At 40.2% G+C, this 25,334-nt stretch carries 32 protein-coding genes and 1 pseudogene; 16 read left to right on the forward strand and 17 right to left on the reverse strand.

All coding sequences use genetic code 11. The features are described from left to right. Positions 1–93: 93 nt before the first annotated feature. The 3 genes from RAC86_RS09045 to RAC86_RS09055 form a co-directional block, all read right to left on the reverse strand. Positions 94–567: a GNAT family N-acetyltransferase gene (locus RAC86_RS09045; protein WP_119899067.1), complete on the reverse strand. Its 474-nt coding sequence runs from the start codon at positions 565–567 to the stop codon at positions 94–96. A gap of 162 nt (positions 568–729) precedes the next feature. Continuing rightward, the gene (locus RAC86_RS09050) at positions 730–1,074 is read right to left on the reverse strand and encodes a DoxX family protein (RefSeq protein WP_119899065.1); all 345 of its coding nucleotides are present in this window, start codon (positions 1,072–1,074) and stop codon (positions 730–732) included. After that, positions 1,071–1,667, reverse strand: a complete 597-nt coding sequence (locus RAC86_RS09055) for a TetR/AcrR family transcriptional regulator (protein ID WP_119899063.1) — start codon at positions 1,665–1,667, stop codon at positions 1,071–1,073. The genes RAC86_RS09050 and RAC86_RS09055 overlap by 4 nt, the downstream gene beginning before the upstream one ends. A 346-nt stretch (positions 1,668–2,013) precedes the next feature. Between RAC86_RS09055 and RAC86_RS09060 the strand changes: the two genes are divergently transcribed. Genes RAC86_RS09060 through cotP form a run of 3 tightly spaced genes read left to right on the forward strand, consistent with a single transcriptional unit; the run spans position 2,014 to position 2,986 of the window. Beyond that, positions 2,014–2,286 carry a spore germination protein gene (locus tag RAC86_RS09060; RefSeq protein ID WP_003243854.1) on the forward strand — a complete coding sequence of 91 codons (273 nt, stop codon included), beginning with the start codon at positions 2,014–2,016 and terminating at the stop codon, positions 2,284–2,286. Positions 2,287–2,299: 13 nt separating this feature from the next. Beyond that, positions 2,300–2,542, forward strand: a complete 243-nt coding sequence (locus tag RAC86_RS09065; protein ID WP_003234151.1) for a spore germination protein — start codon at positions 2,300–2,302, stop codon at positions 2,540–2,542. A 12-nt stretch (positions 2,543–2,554) separates the two neighbouring features. Further along, positions 2,555–2,986 carry a spore coat protein CotP gene (cotP, locus tag RAC86_RS09070; protein WP_015715315.1) on the forward strand — a complete coding sequence of 144 codons (432 nt, stop codon included), beginning with the start codon at positions 2,555–2,557 and terminating at the stop codon, positions 2,984–2,986. Between the two features lie 14 nt (positions 2,987–3,000). Here cotP and RAC86_RS09075 read toward each other — a convergent pair whose 3' ends face one another. Then, on the reverse strand, positions 3,001–3,708 hold the full coding sequence (locus RAC86_RS09075; RefSeq protein WP_029725832.1) for a DUF421 domain-containing protein: 708 nt from the start codon (positions 3,706–3,708) through the stop codon (positions 3,001–3,003). Positions 3,709–3,916: 208 nt separating this feature from the next. Here RAC86_RS09075 and RAC86_RS09080 point away from each other — a divergent pair, with 208 nt between their 5' ends. The 4 genes from RAC86_RS09080 to RAC86_RS09095 all read left to right on the forward strand — a co-directional run bounded on the left by RAC86_RS09080 (position 3,917) and on the right by RAC86_RS09095 (position 5,622). Then, on the forward strand, positions 3,917–4,498 hold the full coding sequence (locus tag RAC86_RS09080; RefSeq protein ID WP_003234158.1) for a DUF421 domain-containing protein: 582 nt from the start codon (positions 3,917–3,919) through the stop codon (positions 4,496–4,498). A 123-nt stretch (positions 4,499–4,621) separates the two neighbouring features. Further along, positions 4,622–4,852, forward strand: a complete 231-nt coding sequence (locus RAC86_RS09085) for a spore germination protein (protein ID WP_017695984.1) — start codon at positions 4,622–4,624, stop codon at positions 4,850–4,852. Positions 4,853–4,885: 33 nt separating this feature from the next. Beyond that, positions 4,886–5,179: a hypothetical protein gene (locus tag RAC86_RS09090; protein WP_009969672.1), complete on the forward strand. Its 294-nt coding sequence runs from the start codon at positions 4,886–4,888 to the stop codon at positions 5,177–5,179. Positions 5,180–5,385: 206 nt separating this feature from the next. Beyond that, positions 5,386–5,622: a spore germination protein gene (locus RAC86_RS09095; protein ID WP_003244342.1), complete on the forward strand. Its 237-nt coding sequence runs from the start codon at positions 5,386–5,388 to the stop codon at positions 5,620–5,622. A gap of 39 nt (positions 5,623–5,661) precedes the next feature. Here RAC86_RS09095 and RAC86_RS09100 read toward each other — a convergent pair whose 3' ends face one another. The 4 genes from RAC86_RS09100 to RAC86_RS09115 form a co-directional block, all read right to left on the reverse strand. After that, on the reverse strand, positions 5,662–6,000 hold the full coding sequence (locus tag RAC86_RS09100; RefSeq protein WP_029725831.1) for a thioredoxin family protein: 339 nt from the start codon (positions 5,998–6,000) through the stop codon (positions 5,662–5,664). A gap of 185 nt (positions 6,001–6,185) precedes the next feature. Continuing rightward, entirely contained in the window at positions 6,186–6,575 is a 390-nt protein-coding gene (locus tag RAC86_RS09105) for a DoxX family protein (RefSeq protein ID WP_003234169.1), read from the reverse strand. 98 nt (positions 6,576–6,673) lie between these two features. Continuing rightward, positions 6,674–7,612, reverse strand: coding sequence for a ring-cleaving dioxygenase (locus tag RAC86_RS09110; protein WP_029725830.1), 939 nt, complete (start codon positions 7,610–7,612; stop codon positions 6,674–6,676). A gap of 15 nt (positions 7,613–7,627) precedes the next feature. Then, positions 7,628–8,248 carry a nitroreductase family protein gene (locus RAC86_RS09115; RefSeq protein ID WP_088325357.1) on the reverse strand — a complete coding sequence of 207 codons (621 nt, stop codon included), beginning with the start codon at positions 8,246–8,248 and terminating at the stop codon, positions 7,628–7,630. Between the two features lie 475 nt (positions 8,249–8,723). On the opposite strand from RAC86_RS09115, the gene mneP reads away from it, so the two are divergent. The 4 genes from mneP (at position 8,724) to RAC86_RS09135 (ending at position 12,428) form a co-directional block, all read left to right on the forward strand. Continuing rightward, entirely contained in the window at positions 8,724–9,617 is an 894-nt protein-coding gene (gene mneP / locus RAC86_RS09120) for a manganese transporter MneP (protein WP_038428417.1), read from the forward strand. A gap of 113 nt (positions 9,618–9,730) precedes the next feature. After that, a complete protein-coding gene (locus RAC86_RS09125; protein WP_377885518.1) occupies positions 9,731–10,543 on the forward strand; it encodes a MerR family transcriptional regulator in 813 nt (270 codons plus the stop codon). 89 nt (positions 10,544–10,632) lie between these two features. Further along, positions 10,633–11,322, forward strand: a complete 690-nt coding sequence (locus RAC86_RS09130; RefSeq protein WP_123374406.1) for a DUF554 domain-containing protein — start codon at positions 10,633–10,635, stop codon at positions 11,320–11,322. Positions 11,323–11,525: 203 nt separating this feature from the next. Further along, the gene (locus RAC86_RS09135) at positions 11,526–12,428 is read left to right on the forward strand and encodes a carboxylesterase (protein ID WP_038428415.1); all 903 of its coding nucleotides are present in this window, start codon (positions 11,526–11,528) and stop codon (positions 12,426–12,428) included. Between the two features lie 411 nt (positions 12,429–12,839). Here RAC86_RS09135 and RAC86_RS09140 read toward each other — a convergent pair whose 3' ends face one another. The 3 genes from RAC86_RS09140 to ydfH form a co-directional block, all read right to left on the reverse strand. Further along, the gene (locus tag RAC86_RS09140) at positions 12,840–15,014 is read right to left on the reverse strand and encodes an MMPL family transporter (RefSeq protein WP_377885520.1); all 2,175 of its coding nucleotides are present in this window, start codon (positions 15,012–15,014) and stop codon (positions 12,840–12,842) included. Between the two features lie 115 nt (positions 15,015–15,129). Beyond that, positions 15,130–15,771 (reverse strand): two-component system response regulator YdfI, encoded by a 642-nt coding sequence (ydfI, locus tag RAC86_RS09145; protein WP_003244318.1) that lies wholly within the window; start codon positions 15,769–15,771, stop codon positions 15,130–15,132. Next, on the reverse strand, positions 15,764–16,987 hold the full coding sequence (gene ydfH, locus RAC86_RS09150) for a two-component system sensor histidine kinase YdfH (RefSeq protein ID WP_377885521.1): 1,224 nt from the start codon (positions 16,985–16,987) through the stop codon (positions 15,764–15,766). The genes ydfI and ydfH overlap by 8 nt, the downstream gene beginning before the upstream one ends. A gap of 267 nt (positions 16,988–17,254) precedes the next feature. On the opposite strand from ydfH, the gene RAC86_RS09155 reads away from it, so the two are divergent. From RAC86_RS09155 to RAC86_RS09165, 3 genes are all read left to right on the forward strand, one after another. Next, the gene (locus RAC86_RS09155) at positions 17,255–17,398 is read left to right on the forward strand and encodes a hypothetical protein (RefSeq protein ID WP_014478971.1); all 144 of its coding nucleotides are present in this window, start codon (positions 17,255–17,257) and stop codon (positions 17,396–17,398) included. Then, complete coding sequence (locus RAC86_RS09160; RefSeq protein ID WP_080019537.1) at positions 17,395–17,574, forward strand: hypothetical protein; 180 nt, start codon at positions 17,395–17,397, stop codon at positions 17,572–17,574. The genes RAC86_RS09155 and RAC86_RS09160 overlap by 4 nt, the downstream gene beginning before the upstream one ends. An 85-nt stretch (positions 17,575–17,659) precedes the next feature. Next, complete coding sequence (locus tag RAC86_RS09165; RefSeq protein ID WP_377885522.1) at positions 17,660–18,103, forward strand: carboxymuconolactone decarboxylase family protein; 444 nt, start codon at positions 17,660–17,662, stop codon at positions 18,101–18,103. 79 nt (positions 18,104–18,182) lie between these two features. Here the strand turns inward: RAC86_RS09165 and RAC86_RS09170 are convergent, their stop codons facing one another. Then, positions 18,183–18,863, reverse strand: a complete 681-nt coding sequence (locus RAC86_RS09170; RefSeq protein WP_003244115.1) for an ArsR/SmtB family transcription factor — start codon at positions 18,861–18,863, stop codon at positions 18,183–18,185. Between the two features lie 89 nt (positions 18,864–18,952). On the opposite strand from RAC86_RS09170, the gene RAC86_RS09175 reads away from it, so the two are divergent. Further along, entirely contained in the window at positions 18,953–19,576 is a 624-nt protein-coding gene (locus tag RAC86_RS09175) for a flavin reductase family protein (RefSeq protein WP_377885524.1), read from the forward strand. Positions 19,577–19,693: 117 nt separating this feature from the next. On the opposite strand, the gene RAC86_RS09180 is transcribed toward RAC86_RS09175, so the two are convergent. Then, positions 19,694–21,142, reverse strand: a complete 1,449-nt coding sequence (locus RAC86_RS09180) for an aminotransferase-like domain-containing protein (RefSeq protein WP_122895061.1) — start codon at positions 21,140–21,142, stop codon at positions 19,694–19,696. Positions 21,143–21,274: 132 nt separating this feature from the next. Between RAC86_RS09180 and RAC86_RS09185 the strand changes: the two genes are divergently transcribed. Next, positions 21,275–22,195: a DMT family transporter gene (locus tag RAC86_RS09185; RefSeq protein ID WP_377885525.1), complete on the forward strand. Its 921-nt coding sequence runs from the start codon at positions 21,275–21,277 to the stop codon at positions 22,193–22,195. Between the two features lie 56 nt (positions 22,196–22,251). Here the strand turns inward: RAC86_RS09185 and RAC86_RS09190 are convergent, their stop codons facing one another. The 4 genes and pseudogenes from RAC86_RS09190 to aseR all read right to left on the reverse strand — a co-directional run bounded on the left by RAC86_RS09190 (position 22,252) and on the right by aseR (position 25,191). After that, a complete protein-coding gene (locus RAC86_RS09190; RefSeq protein WP_076458474.1) occupies positions 22,252–23,037 on the reverse strand; it encodes a GNAT family N-acetyltransferase in 786 nt (261 codons plus the stop codon). 193 nt (positions 23,038–23,230) lie between these two features. Further along, positions 23,231–23,477, reverse strand: a pseudogene (locus RAC86_RS09195) (low molecular weight phosphatase family protein). Between the two features lie 58 nt (positions 23,478–23,535). Further along, entirely contained in the window at positions 23,536–24,843 is a 1,308-nt protein-coding gene (locus RAC86_RS09200) for an arsenical efflux pump membrane protein ArsB (RefSeq protein WP_015252728.1), read from the reverse strand. A 12-nt stretch (positions 24,844–24,855) separates the two neighbouring features. After that, positions 24,856–25,191 (reverse strand): metal-responsive transcriptional regulator AseR, encoded by a 336-nt coding sequence (aseR, locus tag RAC86_RS09205; protein ID WP_015252729.1) that lies wholly within the window; start codon positions 25,189–25,191, stop codon positions 24,856–24,858. Positions 25,192–25,334 lie beyond the last annotated feature (143 nt).

Consider the following 25,334-nt stretch of genomic DNA (forward strand, 5'->3'; position numbering starts at 1 on the left):
TTCCCATGACCTTAATGTTTCTAATGATGACTTATAGTACCCTGCCACTGCTTCCAGATAGGCATCTTGTGTTTGGGTAACGTAAGCGACTTTTCAGCATAGCTGTTTCCGCATACGTATATTGGTCATGGCATAGCCCATCTTCTGATAAAGATAGACGGCTGTCTCGTTGTGTGCAAATACATGTAGAGCCAGCCTTTCCGCACCAAGCTCTCTTGCTCTTTCATCAAGCGTTTGAAGCGCCAATTGAGCAAGTCCTTTTCCGCGAAAGGCTTCATACAACCCAAAGGAATAGATAAACGCTTCCTTTTGCGGATGAAACGGATCAGCATACAGCCAGAGCCAGCCCATTCTTTCCCCTTGGTCATTTGTGATGTTCCAAAAATAATGATTGCTGCTGTCTCGCCCATTCGGAATCATGTTCTCATATGCCTGCTCCGATTTCTCAAATACCTCTTTTTCCGTCCAAGTTCCTGACGTTATGTTTTGTTTCGCATAATTTTGCACGGACATCACTCGAAAGGCTTCGAACTCTTCCTCAGTCATGTCTTCCAAAGTTAATGCCATCCTGTATTCCTCCTTTATAAAAAAAGCCCAGCTGATGCCGGACGAATAACGCAGAAATGGATCTCTATTTTACTGCTTCAGTTAATTCCTGGACTTTCTATTATTCGATAAGAACAGGAGATTTCCTGCAAATGGGCTTGTTCTTAAACATTAGTGAAAAGCTTACGTGTAACTCCCCATGATGATCATGATAGAAACAATCAAACAAATCATCGCTGGTATCGCCATGATGGCCGATTGTCTTGCTCGAAACATATGCGCATGAATGGCTCCCGCCATGAGAACGACAAACAGAACACCTGCTCCAATTGCTGCATACCGATTCCAAATTCCCGCTGTCATAGCAAGTGCCCCGGCTATTTCAAGAATGCCAGTAACAGTCAGAAACCATAATGGATATTGATAATGCCGCCAATGCTCAACTTGAAAGGGAACGCGGCTTACCTTTATGATGCCTCCCGCAAGCATAAAAACTGCCAAACTGACTTTCGTAATAATAGATATCATCTTACGTCATTCCCTTTCGGAAGCATCCCGTATATTAAAAGATTCACAACCTCTGCTGCGAGGCTTGCCGGATCTTTGATTCCGGTTAACAAAAATGAATCGGTTAAATGTTCAATCATGCCGACCAAACACTCAGCGACAGTTTCCATATCCAGTTCAGAGTGAAAATAGCCAAGCCGCTGTTCTGCTTCTAAGTTCTCTTTCAAAACCATCGCCAAGTCTTTTTTCATTTGTTTTGCTTCCGGGTTGAGAAAAAAGCCGATCTTGGTTAAATCCTTGTCCTCAGCCAGACATTGAAAAACAGATTCCACAGCAGACAGCACCCGTTTTGTCACATCCTCCGTGTTTAATCCGTTTTCCAGAAGAAGTGACTCTGTCAGCTTTCTTACTCGGAAGTGAAAATCGGTGATTAACTCCTCAAAGATGGCTTCTTTGCTTTGAAAGTACAGGTAAAATGAAGGCTGTGTGAACCCAGCTTTTTTTACAATCTCACTTATCTTCGTGTCATGGAATCCCCGAATCGAAAATTCATTAGCGGCAGCTTTAAGTAATCGTTTTCGGCTTTCTACTCCTTTACGTCCTTTACTTTTCAACTAGGACCACCCCAAAAATAATACTCACGAGTAATGTTACTTATGAGTATTATTTCATGGCATTAGCTTCATTGTCAATGATTTCAAACTCATCCTGTTGCCAGCTTCCTTTATTAAAGGGTCTTATGCATTTCGAATAACTGAATCAATTTATTATATCAATGGCTTTTCATTCACTGATAAGTATTTTCTGAATAGATTGACATTCAGGCTGTGACAAACTTTATTCTTTTTTTCTAACGAGCATCACTCCAGGGCCAGATAGAGTTTTGCCCGTAAATGCAAGGAACAATTGGGTGCAGCGACGCATAATGTACTGTACAGAAAGATGGAAGGGTGTGATGGGATGCCGTCTACAGTAATCAACCTATATTATTTGAAGATCAACAGTATTTCGGGCAATGGTTCAATTACAATAGGCGAAGCTGCTTATAACAGCCCTACCAACAATCAAAAATCTCAAGGGACCAACTCTTCTTTCGGTGATACATCACCTACAGAATCCGTAATGGAAAACTTCCTAAACGATCCTGATGTAAATGACCAGACATCTATCGGCAACTCTGATACATCCAACGTTAATGCTCCTCCGATTGCACCACCGCCAATTTTAGATTAAAGGGGTTTCGTCTATGCCATATCAAATTAATATCGCAAATATTAAGATCAACGGCGTCACGCAAAACGGAAATATAGATGTCGGTCCGACTGTGCACAACAGCCATACTGCGAACAGCAAATATTTTGGAGCAAACTTTTCCTTAGGGGATCTTTCGCCTACGTCTTCACTTTTGAACACTGGAAATATTGATTCAGACGTTAGTGACCAAGACCAAATCGGAAACCCTTCTGCGCCGATTTCAAATCAAATTTAAGGAGAATCTCATATGGATTTCGAAAAAATTCGAAAGTGGCTTGAGATTACGAATGAATATAAACAAAGTGACTTTTGGACAAATGTGCTCAAATATAAAGCCCCGGAACATTTTTTTGATTCCGAAGCTTCTACGTTTGTTTACGACTTTTATCAAGATGAGGAATATAATTTTATCATTGTGGAAATGCCCGGTGTGTATGAGGAAGAATTAACGATCCGTTTACTGTCTAAAACCCAGCTGCTGATCAAAGGAACGATCACGCCTGTTTTTCCAGCCGAAATGGAAGTGCTGCGTGAACGGTATTACGGAGAAATTGAGCGAATCATTCAGCTTCCCGAAGCCGCTGAAACTCATTTGTTACAGATTCAGCTGTTAAACGGGCTTCTGCATATTTCGTACCCAAGACAAGTTGAAACCATTGCGTTCAATAAGGGGCTTTAAGATTGATTGTTCCTTCATTCCTTATCCATAGGGACTGATATATGGTCTTTATATTGATCCACATAAATATCCCCATTACCCAGCAGCACTGCGTACACGGTCTCTTTCACCTTTATGTCTCTTTTTCGCAATTCTTCCAAAAGCCAGGATTCCGTCAAACGATTCTGCTTTAAATTATTCTCAATGATTTCTCCGTCCATAATAAGTTCTATCGGAAGCCTTTGTTCTTGGTTTACCGCAATCATTAAATCCTGTTTGGTCACATGCCGGAATTGCGGTTTTCTTAACACAGTCAGCTGACCATTCGTTTCAAGAATGGCAAAAAGAACTTCTTCGATATTAAATATTTCTTTTTCCCGTAATTGCTGATTTAAATAATCAAGTGTGTAACGCATTTTCCTCATATTTGATTCAAGTATCTTCCCGTTTTGAATCAGCACTGTTGGATCTCCGGCAAAAAATTTCCTCAGCTTCCTGCTCTTTATCGACAGAAACGAAATTAGAAAAATGGTTAGCACAAAAATACTAAACGAAATGGCCATATTGTGCGGTTTTATTGAAGTATTGTAAGCTAATCCACCAGCAATCGCCCCTAGTGTGATCGCCGCAATAAAATCAAAAATCGTCATTTGAGAGATTGTCTGTTTGCCTAAAATTCGTTCTGCGATTAACAGCAAGCCAAAGCTGGCAACCGTTCTAATGACAACTTCAAGTTCAATCATGTTATGGCGCTCCCCGCTTCCCAGATTGTTTCGGCCAAAAAACTCCTGTTGCTATCATTGTTTGGCTTAATATATCCATCTATACCAAAAATATTGTTCGGTTCAGGACAGAATGAACCGACTGCCTTTCGGATATATTAAATTGCGATTGGCCGGAAGAAAAGCCAATCCCATGACAAATCTAATTCATCATTGGTCAGGTGGTAGCATGAATTTCACTTGGGAATCTCTTGTTCTCATTGTAGCCGGGGTCATTTTGCTGAGAATTTCAGGAAGGAAATCAATCGCACAAATGACGTCAACTCAAACGGTTGTCATGATTTCGATCGGAACTATTATCGTTCAGCCAATCATCGAGTACAGCCTCTTCAAAACATTAATTGCAGCGGCAATTTTCACAAGCACACTCATCGTTATGGAATGGATCCAAATGAAATCGAACACCATTGAAAAGATGTTAACCGGAAAAGCAAAAATCGTCATTGAAAACGGACAGCTTCATATCGAAAACTTAAAGAAGATGAGACTTACAGCTGACCAGCTTGAAATGCAGCTAAGGCTTCACGGCGTTACGGCTATACAAGATGTCAAAATTGCGACATTAGAGGCCAACGGACAATTAGGAATTGAATTGACTGATGACGCCAAGCCTTTAACAGTCAGGGATCTGAAAAAACTCATTCACCCCGATTTCATAAATAAGGACGGACAAGCCCAGTCTGGCAATCAGAATATTTTTGATGAAGTTGGCAAAAAAAATAAAAAAAACGTCCCTAAAAAGCTGCATTAACAAAAGGCGCTTGTGGCATTTTGCAGGTTTTTGTCTCTTACTGAAAGTTTTTGCCGTTTTGTTTAAGCAACTGCTGCTCACACACCATATTGTATAAACAGTCATAACAGAGAGGAGAGATGAATGATGAAATTCCCAGTTTATATTCATTCGATATCCGGGAACAGCGTTTTTAATAACGGATTTGCAGTTTCCATCAGCCCGTTCTCTGTGTCTAAAACAACAGAGGGTTCCGGTGGGAGTAATACAGGTTTGGTTTTTGAATCCAATACTTTAAGCCAAACAAGCTCCGCCAATCAATCCCAAAATGTAACATATGCGATCCAAGAGCTGCTTTCCAAGCTTTTAGCGTAAAAATTAAGAAATAAACACTTCATGAGGTGCCGTATGGCTTTTCCAATTATTCACACGAACTTTTGGGATGCTGTGATAGCTGTTCCAATCATCATATTGATAACCCAAATCCTCAAAATATTATTGAAAATCCCCAAAACTTTTGTACCGTCAGTTGCCTTAATAACAGGCCTTGTCATTTCTGTTTTCATAAGCCATCGACACAGCCTCTTTTCTGGCGTATTTATGGGCTGGTTTTATGGCTACGCTGCTATAGGCTCCTACTCATCATTAAAAACGACCATCTTATCCTTCAGGCAAACGAAAAACGATACATCAAATTCATAGATGACATATAACGATCTGCCGCCTCTTTATCAGGCGGCTTTATTTCTGCTGATAGGTTGATCATCTTCAAAAGAGATGCTCATTCACTCGCTATTATTTTTACCATTATGTTGATGCAATGATATAAAAACGCAATATCATAGAAGTAAATAGACTGTCAGCGTCCTCTATGACGGCTACTTCTGAGTGAAAGGAGTTTTTGAAGCATGCGATCTCAAATCAACATCTCAAATCTCACGATAAATGGAATGACACAAAACGCCAATACAGATATCGGACAAAACTTGCAAAACAGCCATACTGCGAACAGCAAAAATTACGGAGTGAATTTCACATTAGGAGATTACTCTCCTTCTCATTCAATTATTATTTCAGCAAGTTGTGATAATGATACAAGTGATCAAGGGCAGGTTGATAACCCTTCTTCGCCTAGTGAAGAATAAAAAAAGAACTCATTTGAGTTCTTTTTTTGCCTTATTCCTTTATTCGCCTTCATATAATCGATAAACCCTTTTCAGCTTTTGTTCAAGCTGTTCAAAATGAACAAAACGGGCTTCTCTTAGAAACTCAGTCCCATCAATGAACAAAAGAAGCACAGGAACGGTGAAAACTGAAAATCTGCCGGCGACCTCTGCTACATCGTCAGCATTGATATGCCCCAATTTGATGTTTGGAAACTGATCCAATACTATTCTGATCTGGGGCAGAACTGCGTGACATACTGAACAGCCAGGCCTTGATATATAAATAAAACTGAATTTGTGCTGTTTGATAAAGTTTTCTATAGAAACTAATGAATGTAATTCTGTCATCTTTTTCATCCATTTACTCCTTCAAATAGGTCTGTTTTTCATGACCAAGCTCATCAATACGTATCATTCACTATACAGATTTATATTTATGATATCCGCTTTTTTGCTTTGCAGAGTACCTGCAAGCTTGCCGAAAATGTCAAAATAAAAGAACAGTTACCGACAAGCAGCAACTGTTCTTACATACTTTCGTATTAAAAATGCAAAGCGTAAGCTCCTGAACCGATGAGTGCAACCCCTATGGAAACTGCAATGAGCACCAGGTTATATTCAAAACCTCCGGCGCCATTCGCAAAACCTTTCGCTCCATGGACTTTTACGATAGCACCTAACATGATGATCGTTATGATAGCAGCTCCAAGCGGGAGGAATACGCCTAAAATAAATAGAATTCCGCTTACTAACTCCCCAAGACCTGATAGAGCGGCCGCAACGTTTCCTGGTTTCACCCCAATTGATTCGAACCATTGTCCGGTTCCTTTAATCCCGTATCCGCCAAACCAGCCGAATAATTTTTGTGTGCCATAAAACAAAAACACCACACCAATCATTATACGAATAAGCAACAGTCCTGCATCTTCCATTTGTATCTCTCCTCATCTTTGATTTTATCTGATTCTTTGCTGACGGTATCCAGCAATCATCAATTGAATATATGTTTCTTTATTTTTTATGTGTCAAATCAATCTAACTCTCTTACTTCAAACGGCAGCAGCTCTTGTTCAATTTGTGTGCGATGCGGTTCATATTGCACAGGCAGCATCAGTTTTTCGCCCATTGTTTCCTGTGTTTCATCATGTGCAAAGCCTGGGGGATCAGTTGCGATTTCAAACAGGATTTCCCCGTGTTCCCTGAAGTAAATGGCATTAAAGTAGTTTCTATCCCGAACAGGAGTTACACCATATCCGTGCGAAGCAATATATCTTTGCCAATCTAACTGATCTTCATCATCGTTAGCCCGCCAAGCGATGTGATGCACCGTTCCGGCCCCCATTTGCCCGCGGCCAATAGGCGTTAACTTAAGGTCAATCACATTTCCGATATCACCGGCGGAACGATAACGAACGAAGTCTCCTTCTTTGCCGACTCGCTCCAGCCCCATGATGTTTTCTAAAAGGTCAGCGGTTTTGTCAGGCTGCGCTGATAATAGGGTTGCACCCCCAAAACCTTTAATGGCAACATCGGGCGTTACATCTCCGAAAGTCCACGTATTAGCCTCTCCTTCTTCTCTTTCCACGATTTCTAAGTGCAGTCCATGAGGATCATCAAATTCTACATATTGTTCCCCAAAGCGCTCGATTTTGGTGTAGGGAACGTTGAACTTTTCTAGTCTCTTTTCCCAAAATGCCATAGCCCCTTTCGGCACGACATACGAAGTCACGCCAACTTGACCGTCTCCAATGACGCCTTGGCGGGCTCCGGCCCACGGAAAGAAGGTAATGATTGTTCCCGGCTTCCCGCCTTCATTCCCAAAATAAAGATGATACGTACCTGGGTCATCAAAATTGACAGTTTGCTTGACCAAACGAAGCCCAAGCACTCCTGCGTAGAAATCTGTGTTCTCTTGAGGGTGACCGACAATCGCTGTAATATGATGAATTCCCATCGTTTTTTTCGCCATTTTTATCCGCTCCTTTTACATATACTCAACAAACTCATTCACAGGCTTCCGGTAGCCGCGCGGTCTTCTGCTCTCTGTTTTTTCTTTTCCAATCGTAATCATCATGACAACCTCAAATTGGTCGTCTATGTTCAAAATCCGTTTTACGGCTTCCGCATCAAAGCCGATCATCGGGCAGGTATCCCAGCCTTTTTCCTTAGCACTCAGCATAAACATCATCGCAGAAAGTGAAGCATTCCTTATCGCCTCATCTCTCTTAAATTGTTCTCCCCTGTTTTCATAAAACGAAACGGTGTCTTGCACCATGTGGTCATACTCTTGCTTATTTAATATCCCCAATACCTTTAAACCTTCATAGATATCGGCCGCTTGTTGATATGCCTGCTTATCCCCTAATACCAAGAGAACCGCAGAAGAGCTAACCACTTTATATTGTCCGTTTGCGGCCTGCTTCAGCTTTTCCTTTACGTCCTGGTCAAGAACCGTCACATATTTTGTATGCTGCAAATTAAAAGCCGATGGCGCCAATGCAACCAATTCAAACATCTCATTGAGATCTTCTTTTGTGATTGGATGACCTGAAAGAAAATTGCTTGCAGATCGTCTTTCATTGACTAACTGTGTAAATTCAGCCATTACGATACACTCCCTTTTATCTCGAATTCGAGATATTGTATTATAAAAAATCCATATTGAATATTGTGTAAAAGAAATGACAACGAGTGAACACTTACAGTTACGCTTGATCACTGATCTTTTCAATCTATTATCTCGAATTAAGATATCTTGAATATGAGATAATAATAAAATACAGATCTTCTCATGTCAATAGGTTTTTGAAAATCAGGTGGAAATTTTTCACTGACGGCAGCATTTTAATAGCGAATCATCACTGTTGTTACATAAGAACTCATTTGTTTGCTTTATGACCTTTTAGCACAGCTCCAACTTTTTTTCTGTCACCTTATTTATTAGTAAACAGGAAACAACGTTGCTATAGACCCACTCGAAATTGAATTGGTATGATAAGCAAAGTGATTACACAGGAAAGGATACGGAGAGCGTATATAGAGCACTCCTATTTTTTTGTGCAGTTTTATAGGAGGAAAAAATGGCAAGTGAAAGAGAACAAATAAGCAGAAAAGTTGCTTTGATTGCATTGATCGCCAATCTGATCTTAATGGCAGGAAAGGTCTTTTTTGGGCTGGCAGGCGATAGTGAAGCCGTGTTTGCAGACGGAATACATTCCGCGGCAGATGTCGTTGCTTCGATTGCAGTCTTGGCAGTGATCGGCATTTCCAATAAACCGCCCGATCAAGACCATCCTTTTGGTCACGGAAAAGCTGAAGTCATTAGTGAGGCGATTGTAGGAATTATCTTAGTGATCGTATCCGTTTATATCCTCATAGAAGCGATTCTGTCCTTTGTTAAAGGGCCAAGCGTTCCCCAATACAGCGCATTGTTTGCGGCTCTGATTTCATACGTGGCTAAGGAAATCTTATATCGTTATTCTATAAAGCAAGGGGAAAAATGGAACAGCAAAGCGATTATAGCGATTGCGTACGATCATAAAGGCGATATCGTTGCCTCTCTTGCCGCTTTTATCGGCGTCCTGTTGGCTATCATCGGAAACACCCGCGGCTGGCCCTATCTGTTGTACGCAGATGCCATTGCCAGTGCAATCGTTGCTTACCTCATTTTTAAGATTTCAATGGAATTAATCAGGCCGTCTGTTGATGTGCTCATGGAAAAGAGTGTTGATCCCGAGCTGATAGAGGAATATAAAGCTGTTATTTTTCAATGTGATCAAGTAAAACGAATTGATAGAATCCGCGCGCGAGAACATGGCCACTATAAATTGCTTGATGTCCGTTTATCTTTGGATCATGATTTGACAATTAAGCAGGGACACGACATTGCCCGCGAAATTCGGAATGAAATCAAAAGACAGTTTTCAGATGTAGAAGAAGTGCTCATCCATGTAAATCCTTATTTCGAAGAATGAAAAGCTCCTTTTTAGAAGGAGTTTTTTCTTTTTGCTGCAAACTTTACCTTTAGAACTCGCCCGTACTATATAATGTGGATGTATATAATCATAGGGACAGAAAGGTTGTTAGAATGAAGGAATTTTTTTCGATTGGAGAAGTGTCAAGGTTATTCAATGTGAAAATCTCTGCTCTTCGGTATTATGATGAAATCGGCCTTTTGAAACCGGAATATAAAGATGGGCAAACGAACTATAGATATTATTCTACCCAACAGTTTGAGCGGCTGGATACCATCAAGTATTTGAGGGCCCTAGGCCTGCCAATCAATAAGCTTCTTGATTTTTACAACTCTCAAAATACAAACACTCTTCTTCATTTACTAAAAAGCCAGCAGGTTGAAATTGATCGCAAGAAGAAAGAATTGGAACGCATTGAACGAAAGATCTCCCGACGCATCACACATATAGAAGATGCCGTTAACATGCCGTTACATCAAATTTCAAAAATCAAACTTCCCGCAATGCGTGTGGCTTACTTGCAGCATGAATATGTTCTCGGCCATGATATCGAACATTCGTTAGCTGAATTGAGAACCCACCTGAATGTAAACGAAGATATATTCATAGGCAAGATTGGTTTATCCATTTCTGCAGCAAATGTGAAAGCAAAACAGTTTGACAAATATTCCAGTATATTTATGATTCTTGAAGATGAAAATGAAAAAACTTCTTCAGAAATCATCTTTCCTTCAAGAGAATATCTGCAAATTAGGTTTAAAGGGTCACATCCAGAAGCCGAACCATACTACAAAAAATTACTGGCATATATGAAAGAACATCATTATGAGGTAGCAGGGGACTCAATTGAAATCACACTCATTGATTATGGCATTACGAATAACCTAGATAATTACGTGACTGAAATCCTGCTGCCCATCAAATAATCTCATGAATATGTTTTTATCTCCCTTGACTCTCTACTAACTAGAGGGTTTATTTTTTATGCAGAAATGATTTTTGGAGGAGAAAGCTTATGTTTGGAACGATTTTTAACACAGTGATGATCATTGCAGGAAGCATAATCGGGGGGATATTCAAAAAAGGCATTAAAGATGAATACCAGGATATTTTGATGCAGGCAATGGGATTCGCTGCGGTCGCATTGGGGATCAACGCCATTACACAGCATTTGCCTGATAGTAAATACCCCATTCTATTCATCGTGAGTTTAGCCATTGGAGGTTTGCTAGGCCAGATCATCAATTTAGAATTACGATTCAACAAGCTGGTGAACAAATTTTCTAAAAGCAATTTAGCAGAGGGCTTATCAACTGCGGTCTTATTATTTTGTATAGGTTCGCTGTCAATATTGGGCCCTGTTGAAGCCGCTTTGCATGGAGATTATACATACCTCCTGACAAACGGGATGTTAGATGGGATCACCTCCATTGTGCTCGCTTCAACTTTTGGTTTTGGAATAGCGGCTGCTGCCATTGTATTATTTGCCTGGCAAGGCTCCATTTATTTATTTGCTAAAGTAATGGAGAGCGCAATCAATACAGACCTTATTAATGAAATCACAATTGTGGGAGGCATACTCATCCTCAGTTCAGGTCTAAGCATTCTTGGAATCAAGAAGTTCAAAACACTGAATCTGCTGCCTTCCCTCCTGATCCCTCCTGTTGTGATTTTTATGATTCATGCATTTGGATTGCGGTTTTAATGAAGCGGCTCCCACAAAGGAGGTTAATATTCTGTTATATTGATTTTCAATAATCTGTTCCAATCGTTTTATTTCCTTTTCATCTTGGATTTGACGTCTAACAACAACTGTATTATATTGTAAATAAAGTCTGTTATATCAAAATCAGATTCCCCATCACGAAACGGCACATTCATTTAAACAATGTTGGGAGGGGCATTTGTATGTCAAACCATTCATCTAGTATTCCCGAATTAAGTGACAACGGTATCCGCTATTATCAAACTTATAATGAAAGCCTTAGTCTTTGGCCGGTCCGTTGGGAATCATTCTATATATCTACTCGTTTTGGTCAAACACATGTGATTGCAAGCGGCCCAGAGGATGCCCCGCCGCTTATATTACTCCACGGAGCATTATTCAGCTCGACGATGTGGTATCCCAACATCGCCGATTGGAGCAGCAAATACAGAACTTATGCAGTTGATATCATAGGTGATAAAAACAAGAGTATTCCTGAGAATGTAAGCGGTACAAGAACGGATTACGCCAATTGGCTTCTTGATGTGTTTGACAATCTGGGGATCGAAAAGTCCCACATGATCGGACTTTCGCTTGGCGGTCTCCATACGATGAATTTCCTTTTACGTATGCCTGAGAGAGTAAAAAGCGCAGCTATACTGAGTCCGGCAGAAACGTTTTTGCCATTTCATCACGATTTCTACAAATACGCTCTTGGCCTTACAGCGTCAAATGGAGTTGAAACATTCTTAAATTGGATGATGAATGATCAGAATGTGCTGCACCCGATTTTTGTGAAGCAGTTTCAAGCAGGGGTAATATGGCAGGATGGAGCAAGAAATCCAAATCCTAAAGCCGACGGATTTCCGTATGTTTTTACCGATGAGGAATTACGTTCAGCAAGAGTTCCTATCCTATTATTACTTGGTGAACATGAAGTCATCTATGATCCCCACTCAGCCCTGCACCGAGCCTCTTCATTCGTTCCAGATATTGAGGCGGAAGTCATTAAAAATGCCGGACATGTTTTATCGATGGAACAACCCGCTTACGTAAATGAACGTGTAATGCGTTTTTTCAATGCAGAAACAGGCATTTCACGGTAAGGGCTTATAAGATAGTGATTTGCATTCATAAAGTCCTGCAATATGCTTCTAGCCGGGCATTTCAAAAAATAGAGTCCCTCTTATGGACTCTATTTTTCTTGGACAAAACCCGCAGCTGGTTTTGTGTGCTTGTTTCTTTAGGTTTCTTATATGATCAGTTGTAAAATCCTTTATTTTCAAGAAGGATTCTCAAGATCCTTGGCATCAAGTAGTGAATGCAAAGTCAAAAAATCATGTCACTTCTCCTGGGATGCCTGCTAGTATGATGCAGCTTCTGCCAATATGAAACAAAGTTCCATCCATATCGAAAATGAGTGATTGCGCCATAAGCGTCTCCTTTTAACTGCCGACTTCATCTTCTAAATACTACCATAAGCAAAAAAGCAGATCATAAAAGATCTGCTTTTTCTATTACACACTGATTTGTTTCTTTTGTTCATGATCTATTTCCGGCTGTATTTCCGTTGTCAGTTGATGCCCTTCTATATCCACGTTCAGAATAATCTTGTCTAACCATTTCGGCAAATACCAAGCTGCATTCCCCATCAGCTTCATGACACTTGGAATCAGTGTCATTCTTACAATAAAGGCATCAAAGAGCACACCAAAGGAAAGTGCTAATCCGTTGGCTTTAATAGAAGCTTCACCTGCAAAGATAAATCCTGCAAAAACGAAGATCATGATCAAGCCGGCTGCTGTAACAACAGGACCACTGTGTTTTAATCCAGCCTGAATGGCTTGTACTGGATTGTTTGTTTTTACATATTCTTCACGCATTCTGCTGACAAGGAATACTTGATAATCCATGGCTAACCCGAACAGAATCCCAATAGATAAAATCGGCAGGAACGCGAGTATCGGCCCTCTTTCAGGTATTTTGAAAAAGTCGATGAGATTCCCGTCTTGCAAGACAAATACACAGATTCCAAGAGTGGCTGTCATCGTCAACATGAAACCTGCAACAGCAACAAGCGGCACAAGCAGCGAACGGAAAACGATGGTCAGCAATACAAACGCAAAGCCAACAATAAGTACAGCAAACACCGGTATCGCATCATTCAGGCGATCTGAAATGTCAATATTCACTGCAGTTGATCCAGTAACAAGCAAATCTACTCCGTTTTTATCTGATAAACTGCGTACATCGTGTACCAAATCTTTCGTTGTGACATCATTTGGACCTGTTTCCGGAACGACCGTAATGATGGCAAAGTTCCCTTCTTTATTAGGCATTGCAGGAGTGACACTTGCTACATGGTCTAAGCCCTTTATTTCTTTCACTGCATCTGCGAAAGCCTCCGCCTTATTTTCTGTAGCATTTGTGGCATCCGCTACGATTGTTAATTGGCCATTAAATCCTTCTCCAAAGCCTTCGGCAAGCAAGTCATATGCCCGGCGATCCGGATTATCCTTAGCTTTCATCCCAGCATCAGGCAAGCCCAGTTCCAAATGCATAGATGGGATACTAATGACGATCAAAATCAGAATGCTGCATACACTTAGCATGATAGGATTTTTGGTGACAAAGCGTCCCCAGACATTTGTTTCAGTGCTTTGTTTTTCTATTTTCTTGTTTGATTTCGGAATCATCCGCTTCCCTGCAATCGATAAGACCGCAGGCACAAGTGTGATGGAAGCCAAAACAGCCATCAGTACACTAAGCCCTGCTGTCAGCCCCATCGCAGACATAAAAGGAATGTTAACGACAGTTAATCCGCAAAGTGCAACGATAACAGTAAGTCCGGCAAAAACGACTGCGCTTCCCGCTGTTCCCACGGCTCTCGCAATTGATTCATTCTTTTGTATGCCTTCGCCTAAAAACTGGCGGTGTTTCGTAAAAATAAATAAAGCATAATCAATACCAACAGCAAGGCCAATCATTCCGGCTAATGAGAGACTGACGGAAGCAATATCAAATACTTGTGTCCCAATCAAAACCAGTCCAATACTTACACCTAAACCAATCAGTGCAGTTAAAATCGGCAAACCTGCTATTAATAAAGAACCGAATGTAATGGCTAAAACGACAAAAGCCAAGATAATGCCGACAATTTCAGAGACACCGCCTATCTCCATCTCGGCTCCCGGTACATCTCCGCTTAGCTCAGTTTGCAATCCTTCATCATCAGCCATTTTCAAACTGTCTTTTAAGTGTTTGATAGAGTAATCCTTTATATCATCTGCTGATGATTTATACTTGATATCAGCATAGGCAACTGTGCCATCTTTCGCGATTGTCCCTGTCACAAAAGGACTTGCAATCGAGTCAACAGAATCATCTTTACTGATTTCTTTGAACGTATCTTCTATTGCTTTTTTTGCTGGCTTCCCAGTAAGTTTCTCCCCATCACCAGCACCGAAAATAACCCGTATGCTCCCTTTATCAGGACCATGAGGAAATTCTTTTTGAATCACATCCATCGCTTTTTCCGAAGGTGTGTCAGGTATGGACATATCCTCAGAAAAACTTGGTTTCAAGGTCACTGCAAGGCCTATCGCAGCAACTAACACAACGATCCACGCACATATTGCTTTTATGCGATTGCGAGCAACCCATCCTCCTAATGTATATAACATTTTTGACATGATAATCTCCTTTCAACACATTGCTTGATCACATTCTTTCTCATTGTAGTTGACAATGAAATGAAAAAAACGTACATTCGGGCATGTACGTTTGGGCAATTTTCAAATATGCAGTTTAGTTGTCTATTGTCAGAATACCTTTTTGCATGGCAATCGTTACTGCCTCAGTTCTTGAATTCGCGCCTAATTTATTGTAAATGGACGTTAATCTGGACTTTACTGTTCGCTCAGAGACGCCCAAATCAAAGGCAATCGCTTTGCTTTTAAGACCTTTAGCAATTGCTTTTAGAACAATGACTTCCTTTTCTGTCAGCTGCGTCTCATTGCGCTGCTTTTTCATCCGCTCAAATTGGATTTCTTGCAGACGTTTAAGGATATCAGGCTGCAATAGCACATTTCCTCTGATGGCTGCATCCATTGTGTGAAAAAGGGTTTCTGAACTCGTATCTTTTAACAGATATCCTTTCGCTCCTAATTCAATCCCTTCGATCATTAAGTGATCTTCATTATATGTAGTCAAAATAATGATGGGGGTATCGTGTTTTTCTTTTATTTGTTTAATGGCCTCTAACCCGCTCATCTCCGGCATATACAAATCCATCAGAATGATATCCGGTTCTAATTCATCTGCAAGACGGACTGCGACTTTTCCATTTTCCGCCTCACCTATAATGGTGTATTGATCATTCGTTTCAATTAAAAGCTTCAGACCTTCCCTCACGACAAGATGGTCATCAACGATTAAAACCTTATTCATCTTGCATCTCTCCCTGAATTGGTACAGTGATCTCAATTTGTGTTCCTTTCAATTTTGTACTCTTGATATTGAATTGGCCATTTATTGCCCTGACGCGTTCTTGTATGCCAAGAAGCCCATAATGTCCTCTCTTTTTCTTTCCTTTTTCAACATCAAATCCCTTGCCGTTATCCTTAACTGTTAAATGGAGCCTTCCCTTTTCATCATCCCAAATGGATATCCAGATTGTTTTCGCCTCAGCATGCTTTGCCGCATTCGTCATGCATTCTCCAATGATGTAATAACAGTTTTCAGCTGTACGCACATCCAGCACCTGATGCAATCTGTAATCTAATAAACAAGCCATGCCTGTCGACTCTATAAAATGATCCATTAGCGAGGTAATTCTTTCTTTTAAAACACCGATTTCTTCTGATTTGCTGCGGAGATCGTCAATAGCTGAACGTGCATCAGCTATTGTGCTTTTCACTCTTTTCATCGATTGTTGTATGATTTCCTTCGCTCTCTCTGTGTTGCCTTTGGCGAGATGAACATGAATCGCATCCAGCTGCATATTTAAACTGACAAGACCTTGAGCAAGCGTATCGTGTAAGTCTCGGGCCATCCGCTGTCTTTCGTTCTGCAGCGTCAGCTGTTCTACCTGCTGATGAGCCAGCTCCAGCCTCTCAAGAGTCAATTGAGCTTTTATTTTTTCATCGACTTGGGCAAAAAATGTTGCGGCATAAGTGATGATGACAATCATGATTGGACCAGCAATAACAATAAAATGCAAAACTTCACCTTTATGAAGGTGATACGCCGAATTTATGACCAGCAGCAGCAATAGATAAAGAATGAGAAAAGTCCTTCTTCTGTCTGCCATTCCTATAATTTGTCCAATTAAAAATGCATAAAGGCCGATAATCACAAGTATAAAGAAGCCAGTCATGAGATTAGCAAGTGCAAAGGTGATCAAACCTTGTACCGCGAAATACAGAATCACTCTTTTCTTAACCCAGCGATATGAGTGCCAATGAAGCAAAGCAAAAATGGCGATTAATATGGTAAACGCATAAAGCAATAAAATGGACCAGCCCCCAGAAACAAATTGCAGCACGATAGAGGCTATATAGATCATGAGAATAAAAGCCAGGCCCGGCACTCTGAGTGCAAGCATGTTTAATGCCCGCCTATCATCTGAGTAATATTTATCTTTAAAAGGATTCCTTATAAGCAAACCTTATCCACTTCCTTTACCTGTTTCACCGAATAGAGATTCATGAAAATCGAACTCATATTTCAACGTGCAAACATACATGTATCCAATCATTTTATAGGAAGAGAAGGAACACAACAATATCAGGTGCAGGGAAACATTAGAGTTTCCAACAAGTGATCATTGCCCAAACGTACATGAACGTTCTGCCTCTATGTACGTTTTATCTTTTCAAATTTACCTTTAAAATCATAAGGAACTTACTATTCATTGAAGGAATGATCATCATTGAAATCGATTGATCTCACAATTTTATCATTAAAGAGAAAAGGAATCCGGACCGAAAAGGTATTAAAAAATCAGAACCCTGATCGATTAAGCCATATGACAGACAAAAATGCGCAACCAAAAAGCAAGGAAAAAGAGGATTGAACATGTATTGGTTTCTAGGTGCTTTATTATATTTTCTGATCGGTACTTATATATTCATTAGAATCACTAGAGACAGCCAATCAGGCTCATGGATACTGCTTGCATTAGCAGCTCCACTCATCATTGCTGGCTACCCTTATTTTTATTCAAAGAAGCTTCTTTCCAAAAGACGCTGAAACAGCTGTCATTCAAACCGCACATTGGTAAAATGATCAATACCGGGATACAATCTAGGTATTCTATGGAAAGGAGTCTTGCTTTATGAGTCAAAGAGTGTCCTACTATGAGATTGCACCTGAAGGTATGAAAATCATGATGGATATGGAGAAATACACGAAACAATCCTCAATTAACCGAACGACGAGAGAACTAATCAAAATCAGAGTCTCTCAAATGAACGGCTGTGCCTACTGCATAGATATGCATACGTCCGATGCCCGCAAAATGGGAGAAACTGAACAGCGAATTTACTGTTTACATGCTTGGAATGAATGTGATTTTTACTCACCTGAAGAGAAAGCGGCTCTCGAACTATCTGAACACATCACGCTCATTCCATCTAAAAGGGTTCCTGATGAGCTATATCATCGGGTGCGGGAACATTATGATGAAAAACAATATGTTGACCTTGTTCTCATCACTAATCAAATAAACAGTTGGAACCGCATCTCTATTGCAATGGGGAATCGAGCTGCTTCAAAATAAGAAGAAGGAGTAAGATTAGAACAAATCTTACTCCTCCTAGATATCGTGCCTCATCATCTGATGTTTCCGCTTCAAAATCCTAAATCTTCACGTTTAGGTGCTTTTCAAACGCGATTTTCCCGCTTTGTGTAATCCTAATCGCTCTCGTTTTAGGCATACGAACGATCCATTCTTCTTCTAACATGCGCACCAATAGGGCGTTTCCTAATGCTCCTGCAATATGATGCTGCCGTTCACTCCAATCCAAACAGCAGCGGGCAAAAGCTCTCCTCTTATTCCGTTGTTGCTCTTCATTGATGCCTAACTTTGAAAAGAATAAAGCACCCTCTGAAGTCACCTCAAAGTTTAAATCAACTTTTTTTAACATCCCCTGCTCAACTAATGAATGTGCCATTTGCACGCCCACATAACCTGCCAAATGATCATAACAGGTACGGGCGAAATGCAAGTCCTTTTTCTCTTTTGACTCTTTTAAAGATTTGACTTTTGCTTTTGGCGCAATATGAAGCAATTGTTCGATCACATTTGCAGCATCTGAGTCAGCCAATCTGTAATACCGATGTCTCCCATGCTTCTCTACGCTAATCAGCTTTGCTTCAAGCAATTTATTCAGGTGAAAACTGGCGGTTTGAGGTTTAATGTTAGCGAGATATGCAAGCTCTCCCGCAGGGTGTATCCTTCCATCCATCAGACTGAGAAGAATGGAAGAACGCGAGGGATCTGATAGCAGCGAAGAGATTTTTGCAATATTAGGATTCATGATTTTCCTCCTTACATTCATATTTCGATGATAGTTGAAATGTTAATCCTTTACAATATAAATGTAAGCGTGACAAGGAGGAAAAAACATTGGACATCAAAAAACGAGACACTCGTCGATTTAAAGAAATCAAACCCAAGATCATGTATTATGGTACCTCGACATTTCTTCTAACCACATTGAATGAGGATGGAACCACTAATATTAGTCCTATGTCTTCTTCTTGGGCTCTTGGACATTATATACTCCTTGGAGTAGGACTGGGAGGAAAAGCCATCGACAATTTGGAAAGACACAAAGAATGTGTCATAAACTTGCCTGGCCCGGAATTATGGGAAAACATTGAAAGAATTTCATCTTATAGCGGAAAAAAGAGTATACCGCCTTTGAAGAAACAGCTCGGATTTACATATAAAAAAGAAAAATACGAGGCAGCAGGGTTAACGCCTTTACAATCAAAAACAGTATCACCAACACGAATCAAAGAATGCCCTATCCAAATAGAAGCCGAAGTGAAACACATTCGGCTTCCAGAATATGAATCGTCATTCGCAATTGTAGAGACGCAGGCACTACATTTTCATGCCGAGGAAAGTATTATACTAGACGAAAACCATATCAACCCTTCCAAATGGAGCCCGCTTATCTATAATTTCAGACATTACTTTGGTTTAGGAAGAGAAGTCGGAAAGACTTTTCGCTCAGAGACATGATCATTTTAAGACCGAACCATGATTTGATCTATTCTAGTAACCCTTGTTATTATCAGATCAAGCGATCATTAGGCTTGATCTCTTTTTTAGTGAAACATCCATTTAAGGATATAAAAGTTACCTGCTTGCCAATTCTTTTATCATTAAACCCAACTCATAAATCCCCTTTTGAAGGTCTTCAAGAGATGCATAAGCATATGATAAGCGAATATAATTCCCTTTTTCCTGAGCATAGATACTGCCGAGATTGAGCAGAATCCCTTTTGATAAGGCTTTAGTATAAAGTAATTTCATTGATATGGAAGGCAATATTTTTATCCAGACAAAAAATCCTCCTTTTGGGATATTCCATGTCGCCACATCTTTCAAATGAGTTTCTAAAGCACTCAAGGCCAATTCTCTTCTCACCTTTAATTGCTGCCTAACCTTTTCTACATGCTGCTGGTATTGGCCGGAAGTAAACCACTCTGCCGCTACTCTCTGGGATAGCGAACTGGATCCATAATCTGTTTGCATTTTAATGTCAGATAAACGTTCAATCACCGGTTCCGGTCCGACGATCCATCCAATCCTCAAACCTGGGCTTAATGTTTTCGATAAACTTCCTATGTACAGTACGTGTCCATTTTTATCAATTGTTTTAATAGGATATGGCGGAATTTCATCGATCCATAACTCACGATAAATGTCATCTTCAATAATAGGAAGCTGTGTATTCTCACTTACTGCTAGGACTTCTTCCCGTCGCTTTTTAGACATAAGAATACCAGTCGGATTGTGAAAACATGGATTTGTATATAAGATAGCCCTTCCCCGCTCTCCTCTTGTTAAATGAACATTTTCAGGCAAAAGTCCTTCATTATCCATAGGAAGTCCAGTCAGCTTCATACCAGCTGATTGAAATACGTGTAATGAATAAAGGTAGGAGGGCTGATCAAGATAAACGGTTGATCCCCTTTGTAACAGCCCCATTGATATCAGCTGCAAGGCTTGCAACGCTCCTGAGACAATCAGAATGGAAGAAGATGAGACGTTGATTCCAATGGTTTTTAAATAGTTGCTTAATGCCTCCCTCAAAGGTAAGTAACCTTTTGGTTCTTCATATCCGAATGCCTCCATGTGTTGAGATACCTTCCCCATCATTTCTTTCATAACAGCCAAAGGAAAAATCTCAGCTGAAAGTTCACCTTTACTGAGCTGTATAAGGTCTGTATTTGATTCTGATTGATTTATCTCTTGAACGATTTTTCGGCTTGGCATCTGAATGCCAGAGGTGACATATTGATCCCAATCGGGAGCAGAATTCTTAGCCATCAGTGTCCATGTGTTGTTGATAACAACTGTGCCTTTCCCCATTGTGCCTTCTATTAGCCCATCGGCCATCAATTCCTCTAACGCTGTAATCACTGTGCTCCGATTTACCTGAAAATCTTTTGCAAGCGTGCGCTGGCTTGGAATCTTGCTTCCAATCGGCCACTCTCCATTTCCTATTTTCTCTTTAATAAAATGAACGATTTGTCTGTACTTAGGGAGCTTTTTCATCTTTTTTTCTTCTGGAAAGCTCATAGAATCGGTCTCCTTAAAATAAATTGGTTGGGTCAAAATCTATTGAACTGGTTGAAGCCATATCATCAAATCTTTATTAGTATAGAAACACATTAAATAACTGGTTGGTTTTTGTAAAGAGGAGTGAGAGGAATGCGAAAGAAAACAGTTCAAATAATTATATCTCATAGTCTCATGATTGGTTTATGGGCATCTGCTTTTCCGGGAATTCGCGCAGGACTTGAAGGGTACACGCCAGAACACCTTGCTTTATTTCGTTTGTTAATCGGCTCTATGGCATTATTGCTTTTTGCTGTTTTGACTCAGATGCGCCTACCCGACTTGAAAGACATTCCTGCCATTTTTCTTTTAGGGTTTTTAGGATTTGCATTCTATCACATTTTGCTGAACATCGGTGAAAAAACAGTTAGTGCCGGAGTTGCAAGCTTACTCGTTACTACGGCACCGATCTTCTCAGCCATGCTATCCCGCCTGTTTTATAAAGAGCATTTTGGATTTACGAAATGGCTTGGCTCTATGATCAGTTTATTGGGTGTATTATTGATTGCATTTGGGGCGGGAGACTTTACATATTCAATGAGCGGTATCTTGGTCATCCTGCTGGCAGCATTTTCGGAGAGTATTTATTTCGTTTTTCAAGCCCGCTATATAAAAAAATATGGTTTTATTCCATTCGTTACATTCACCATTTGGGGCGGAACAATACCTATGCTTGTGTTTCTGCCAGGCTTAGGCGAAGAGATGATGAACGCTTCAATAAGCGCAACTTTGTCTATCGTTTACTTAGGATTATTGCCGACGGTTATTCCTTACTTCGCACTAGCATATGTCACTTCACTCGTCGGTGCTTCAGAAGCAACCCTTTCACTTTATGTTACACCGGCTTTAGCCTTGATCATATCTTGGCTCTGGATCGGCGAGATACCCACACTGCTCTCTCTGCTAGGCGGAGTGGTTACAGTTGGCGGGGTATGTTTTACCTACCTAAAAGTAAATAAAATGAATAAGATTTTCATCATCCATTTTTCTGCTAAAAGGGTAAAAAAACTCTAAAACAAAAAAGATACCAACATCGGTTGGTATCTCCTTTTAAGGTTCTTTCATTAAGGTTAGCCAGAGTAGTAAATAGTGTATTCCGTTACCGTCTTAAACCCTAGTTTAGCTGCTAATGCAATGGACGAATTGTTGCAAATATCACAATCCCAGCTAGGAACAATCCCATTTTCCATACAAAACGCTATAAACCTATTTGCTACGCAATAAGCTAACCCCAGTCCTCTATATTCTTCAAGTGTATAGATATCCATTTCCGCTCGATTATGCCCTAAAAATATAGAGGTACACTCACTTACTACGTGATTGCCATGTAATACGGCAAATCCAAAACCTTTTGAAGCAAACTGTGAGACAGAATTCCAATACTCCTCATAATACGCGCTGTTAAACGCTGTGCTATGTGAAATGATGTCTTCGTCAATTCTTTTCAATACAAGCCCCTTTGGCAGTTGCAAAGTCTTTTTGAAAGATTTTGGTTGATAAGAAAATGCAGCTCTTCTCATTTGGTTTAAGTCATCTTTCAGTATGGGTTTCAGTACGCTATCCCATGTATCACTGGAAGAAAACAAGGTAAATCGTTTTGATGATTTCACTTGTTCTTCATAATATCCTGCAATGAAATCATGAAAATCCCGATTCCCTTGGTCTCCCGCAATAAAATAAATGCCTGATTCAGTTCCTATAAAAAACGATTTAGGAAAGGTTTGATCATCTGCATAAACAGCTCCCGGAATGGTTTGGTCTAATATTGAATAGACAAATGTGGGACAATATTTGTCATCAAACATTGTTTTTAAGCTACTGTATTTTTCTTTTGTTAATTCCTGCAAAACAGACAACTCCTTTAAAACACCGTCTCCTTCATGATTCTGTTCACAAATCAATTTTCCTCTGTCACCAGCTAAATAACTTCCCTGTTACGAATCTCAGACAAATAAAAACAAAAACAGGTGTCTGCACTCAGCTCGCAGACACCTGTTGAACAACACATTGCATTATATAACCCAAGGAAACGCTGAATATATCGATTCTTTATTCCCCAGTTACAGCAAACTGTTTTAAACGGTCACCAATTTCATCACGGACCCTTTGGAAACACTTCTTCTGTTCCGTGTGCTTTTGCCGGATCATCAAATTTATCCGATGTTTGATTTGAAATATCAATCCCTGCTTCTTTCATAGCTTTGACAGCTTTCAGATGTCATCCATGACATTCGATTTCAGCGCTATACTCATTCCACTTGTCCCCAAGATATTTTCTCCCACACCCTTCAGCCATTTGGCTGCGGCAAGAGTTACCAGTGCATTGTTTTCCTTGATATAGTGACCTTGTCCTTTTAGAAACAAGAATGGATTATCAGCAGCCAAATATACAGGCCGACAAGTGTGATCAATAAAGTGGGTATCGTGAGGATAATTCCTGTTTTAAAATACGTGCCCCAGGAAATCTTCATACCTTTGTGCGAAAGAACATGAAGCCATAATAATGTCGCCAAGGAACCAATCGGTGTTATTTTAGGCCCTAAATCTGAACCGATCACATTTGCATAAATAAGCGCTTCTCTCATCATCCCATGTGTATCTGTACCGGCAATCGCCAATGCGTCAATCATAACAGTCGGCAAGTTATTCATAATGGAAGAAAGAATCGCCGCAATAAAGCCCATTCCAATTGTCCCAGCAAACAATCCTTGATCAGCTGCGGCTTGAATCACATCTGAAAGGACATCCGTTAATCCGGCATTTCGGACACCATACACAACAACGTACATGCCAATTGAAAAGAATACGATAGCCCATGGCGCCTCTTTCACCACTTTCTTTGTATGGACGGCCGGACTCTTTTGCGCAGCGATTAAGAAAATGATTGCAATGCTGCCCGCTACCACTGATACAGGGATAGAAAAAAATTCACTTGCAAAATATCCAATTAACAGCAGCCCTAAGATATACCATGACAGTCTGAACATGTTTTGATCTTTAATTGCTTCAACAGGTTTTTTAACCTCAGTCAGATCATAGCGTTTTGGTATGCTTTTTCTAAAGAAAAGGTAAAGTACAATGATGCTCGCCAGCAGCGAAAACAGGTACGGGACAACCATTCTGGATGCATAATCAATAAACGTAATATGAAAATAGTCCGCTGAAACAATGTTGACCAAATTGCTCACTACTAAAGGAAGCGAAGTGGTATCCGCAATAAATCCGCTGGCAATGATAAAAGGAAAAACTAATTTTTCATTAAAATGTAATGCTCTGACCATCGCTAATACGATTGGTGTCAATATAAGAGCTGCACCGTCATTTGCAAATAACGCGGCGACAATAGCTCCTAATAGAGATACATAAACGAACATCCGCACACCGTATCCTTTTGCAGCCTTAGCCATATGAAGCGCTGCCCATTCAAAGAAACCGATATTATCAAGAATTAACGATATCAGTATGATGGCCACAAAAGCCAATGTCGCATTCCAAACAATCCCTGTCACAGTTAACACATCATGAAAATTGACAACACCTGCTATTAGAGCTAAAACTGCGCCTCCACAGGCTGACCACCCTATAGATAAATTTTTCGGCTGCCATATGACCAATACTAGAGTTAATAAAAAGATGAATACTGCCAAAATCATTGATGTCAATCTAATGCCTCCTTACTGGCAACACGCTTGAGTTTTCTTTTGTTTGATATGGTTTAACAATTCATCCTCCTGATCAATTTGATGTAAGATCAATTGCAATGTATCAAACTCAGGACAGGAACCATTTATTGAATAATAACGCCATTGGCCTCTTCTGTCCTCATTCACAAAACCTGCGTTTTTTAATTTCCGCAAATGCTGGCTTATGGCGGGCTGGCTCATTTCGAACATATCAACCAATTGACAGACACAATATTCTTTTTCAAGAAATAATCTCATCATGATAAGCCTAGTTTGATCACTAAGTGTTTTCAAACAACGACTCATCGCCGCAACATCAATCGTCATATGAGCTCCTCCTTCCCAAATCAATATATAAGCAAATCGTTATATACACGCCAAATGATTATACATTCCCCTTTACGTTTCCATATGTAGCGCTCCGTATATCTTAAGGATCAAAACTTTGAAACGAAAACCTGAGTCGCTCC

This window comes from Bacillus sp. LR_5 (assembly GCF_042709275.1).

What these genes read in the sequence shown, in the direction of transcription:
- RAC86_RS09045 (WP_119899067.1), bottom strand. Translation starts at nt 567, where the DNA reads ATGGCATTAACTTTGGAAGACATGACTGAGGAAGAGTTCGAAGCCTTT.
- RAC86_RS09050 (WP_119899065.1), bottom strand. Translation starts at nt 1,074, where the DNA reads ATGATATCTATTATTACGAAAGTCAGTTTGGCAGTTTTTATGCTTGCG.
- RAC86_RS09060 (WP_003243854.1), top strand. Translation starts at nt 2,014, where the DNA reads ATGCCGTCTACAGTAATCAACCTATATTATTTGAAGATCAACAGTATT.
- RAC86_RS09065 (WP_003234151.1), top strand. Translation starts at nt 2,300, where the DNA reads ATGCCATATCAAATTAATATCGCAAATATTAAGATCAACGGCGTCACG.
- cotP (WP_015715315.1), top strand. Translation starts at nt 2,555, where the DNA reads ATGGATTTCGAAAAAATTCGAAAGTGGCTTGAGATTACGAATGAATAT.
- RAC86_RS09075 (WP_029725832.1), bottom strand. Translation starts at nt 3,708, where the DNA reads ATGATTGAACTTGAAGTTGTCATTAGAACGGTTGCCAGCTTTGGCTTG.
- RAC86_RS09080 (WP_003234158.1), top strand. Translation starts at nt 3,917, where the DNA reads ATGAATTTCACTTGGGAATCTCTTGTTCTCATTGTAGCCGGGGTCATT.
- RAC86_RS09085 (WP_017695984.1), top strand. Translation starts at nt 4,622, where the DNA reads ATGATGAAATTCCCAGTTTATATTCATTCGATATCCGGGAACAGCGTT.
- RAC86_RS09090 (WP_009969672.1), top strand. Translation starts at nt 4,886, where the DNA reads ATGGCTTTTCCAATTATTCACACGAACTTTTGGGATGCTGTGATAGCT.
- RAC86_RS09095 (WP_003244342.1), top strand. Translation starts at nt 5,386, where the DNA reads ATGCGATCTCAAATCAACATCTCAAATCTCACGATAAATGGAATGACA.
- RAC86_RS09100 (WP_029725831.1), bottom strand. Translation starts at nt 6,000, where the DNA reads ATGAAAAAGATGACAGAATTACATTCATTAGTTTCTATAGAAAACTTT.
- RAC86_RS09105 (WP_003234169.1), bottom strand. Translation starts at nt 6,575, where the DNA reads ATGGAAGATGCAGGACTGTTGCTTATTCGTATAATGATTGGTGTGGTG.
- RAC86_RS09110 (WP_029725830.1), bottom strand. Translation starts at nt 7,612, where the DNA reads ATGGCGAAAAAAACGATGGGAATTCATCATATTACAGCGATTGTCGGT.
- RAC86_RS09115 (WP_088325357.1), bottom strand. Translation starts at nt 8,248, where the DNA reads ATGGCTGAATTTACACAGTTAGTCAATGAAAGACGATCTGCAAGCAAT.
- mneP (WP_038428417.1), top strand. Translation starts at nt 8,724, where the DNA reads ATGGCAAGTGAAAGAGAACAAATAAGCAGAAAAGTTGCTTTGATTGCA.
- RAC86_RS09125 (WP_377885518.1), top strand. Translation starts at nt 9,731, where the DNA reads ATGAAGGAATTTTTTTCGATTGGAGAAGTGTCAAGGTTATTCAATGTG.
- RAC86_RS09130 (WP_123374406.1), top strand. Translation starts at nt 10,633, where the DNA reads ATGTTTGGAACGATTTTTAACACAGTGATGATCATTGCAGGAAGCATA.
- RAC86_RS09135 (WP_038428415.1), top strand. Translation starts at nt 11,526, where the DNA reads ATGTCAAACCATTCATCTAGTATTCCCGAATTAAGTGACAACGGTATC.
- RAC86_RS09140 (WP_377885520.1), bottom strand. Translation starts at nt 15,014, where the DNA reads ATGTCAAAAATGTTATATACATTAGGAGGATGGGTTGCTCGCAATCGC.
- ydfI (WP_003244318.1), bottom strand. Translation starts at nt 15,771, where the DNA reads ATGAATAAGGTTTTAATCGTTGATGACCATCTTGTCGTGAGGGAAGGT.
- RAC86_RS09165 (WP_377885522.1), top strand. Translation starts at nt 17,660, where the DNA reads ATGAGTCAAAGAGTGTCCTACTATGAGATTGCACCTGAAGGTATGAAA.
- RAC86_RS09170 (WP_003244115.1), bottom strand. Translation starts at nt 18,863, where the DNA reads ATGAATCCTAATATTGCAAAAATCTCTTCGCTGCTATCAGATCCCTCG.
- RAC86_RS09180 (WP_122895061.1), bottom strand. Translation starts at nt 21,142, where the DNA reads ATGAGCTTTCCAGAAGAAAAAAAGATGAAAAAGCTCCCTAAGTACAGA.
- RAC86_RS09185 (WP_377885525.1), top strand. Translation starts at nt 21,275, where the DNA reads ATGCGAAAGAAAACAGTTCAAATAATTATATCTCATAGTCTCATGATT.
- aseR (WP_015252729.1), bottom strand. Translation starts at nt 25,191, where the DNA reads ATGACGATTGATGTTGCGGCGATGAGTCGTTGTTTGAAAACACTTAGT.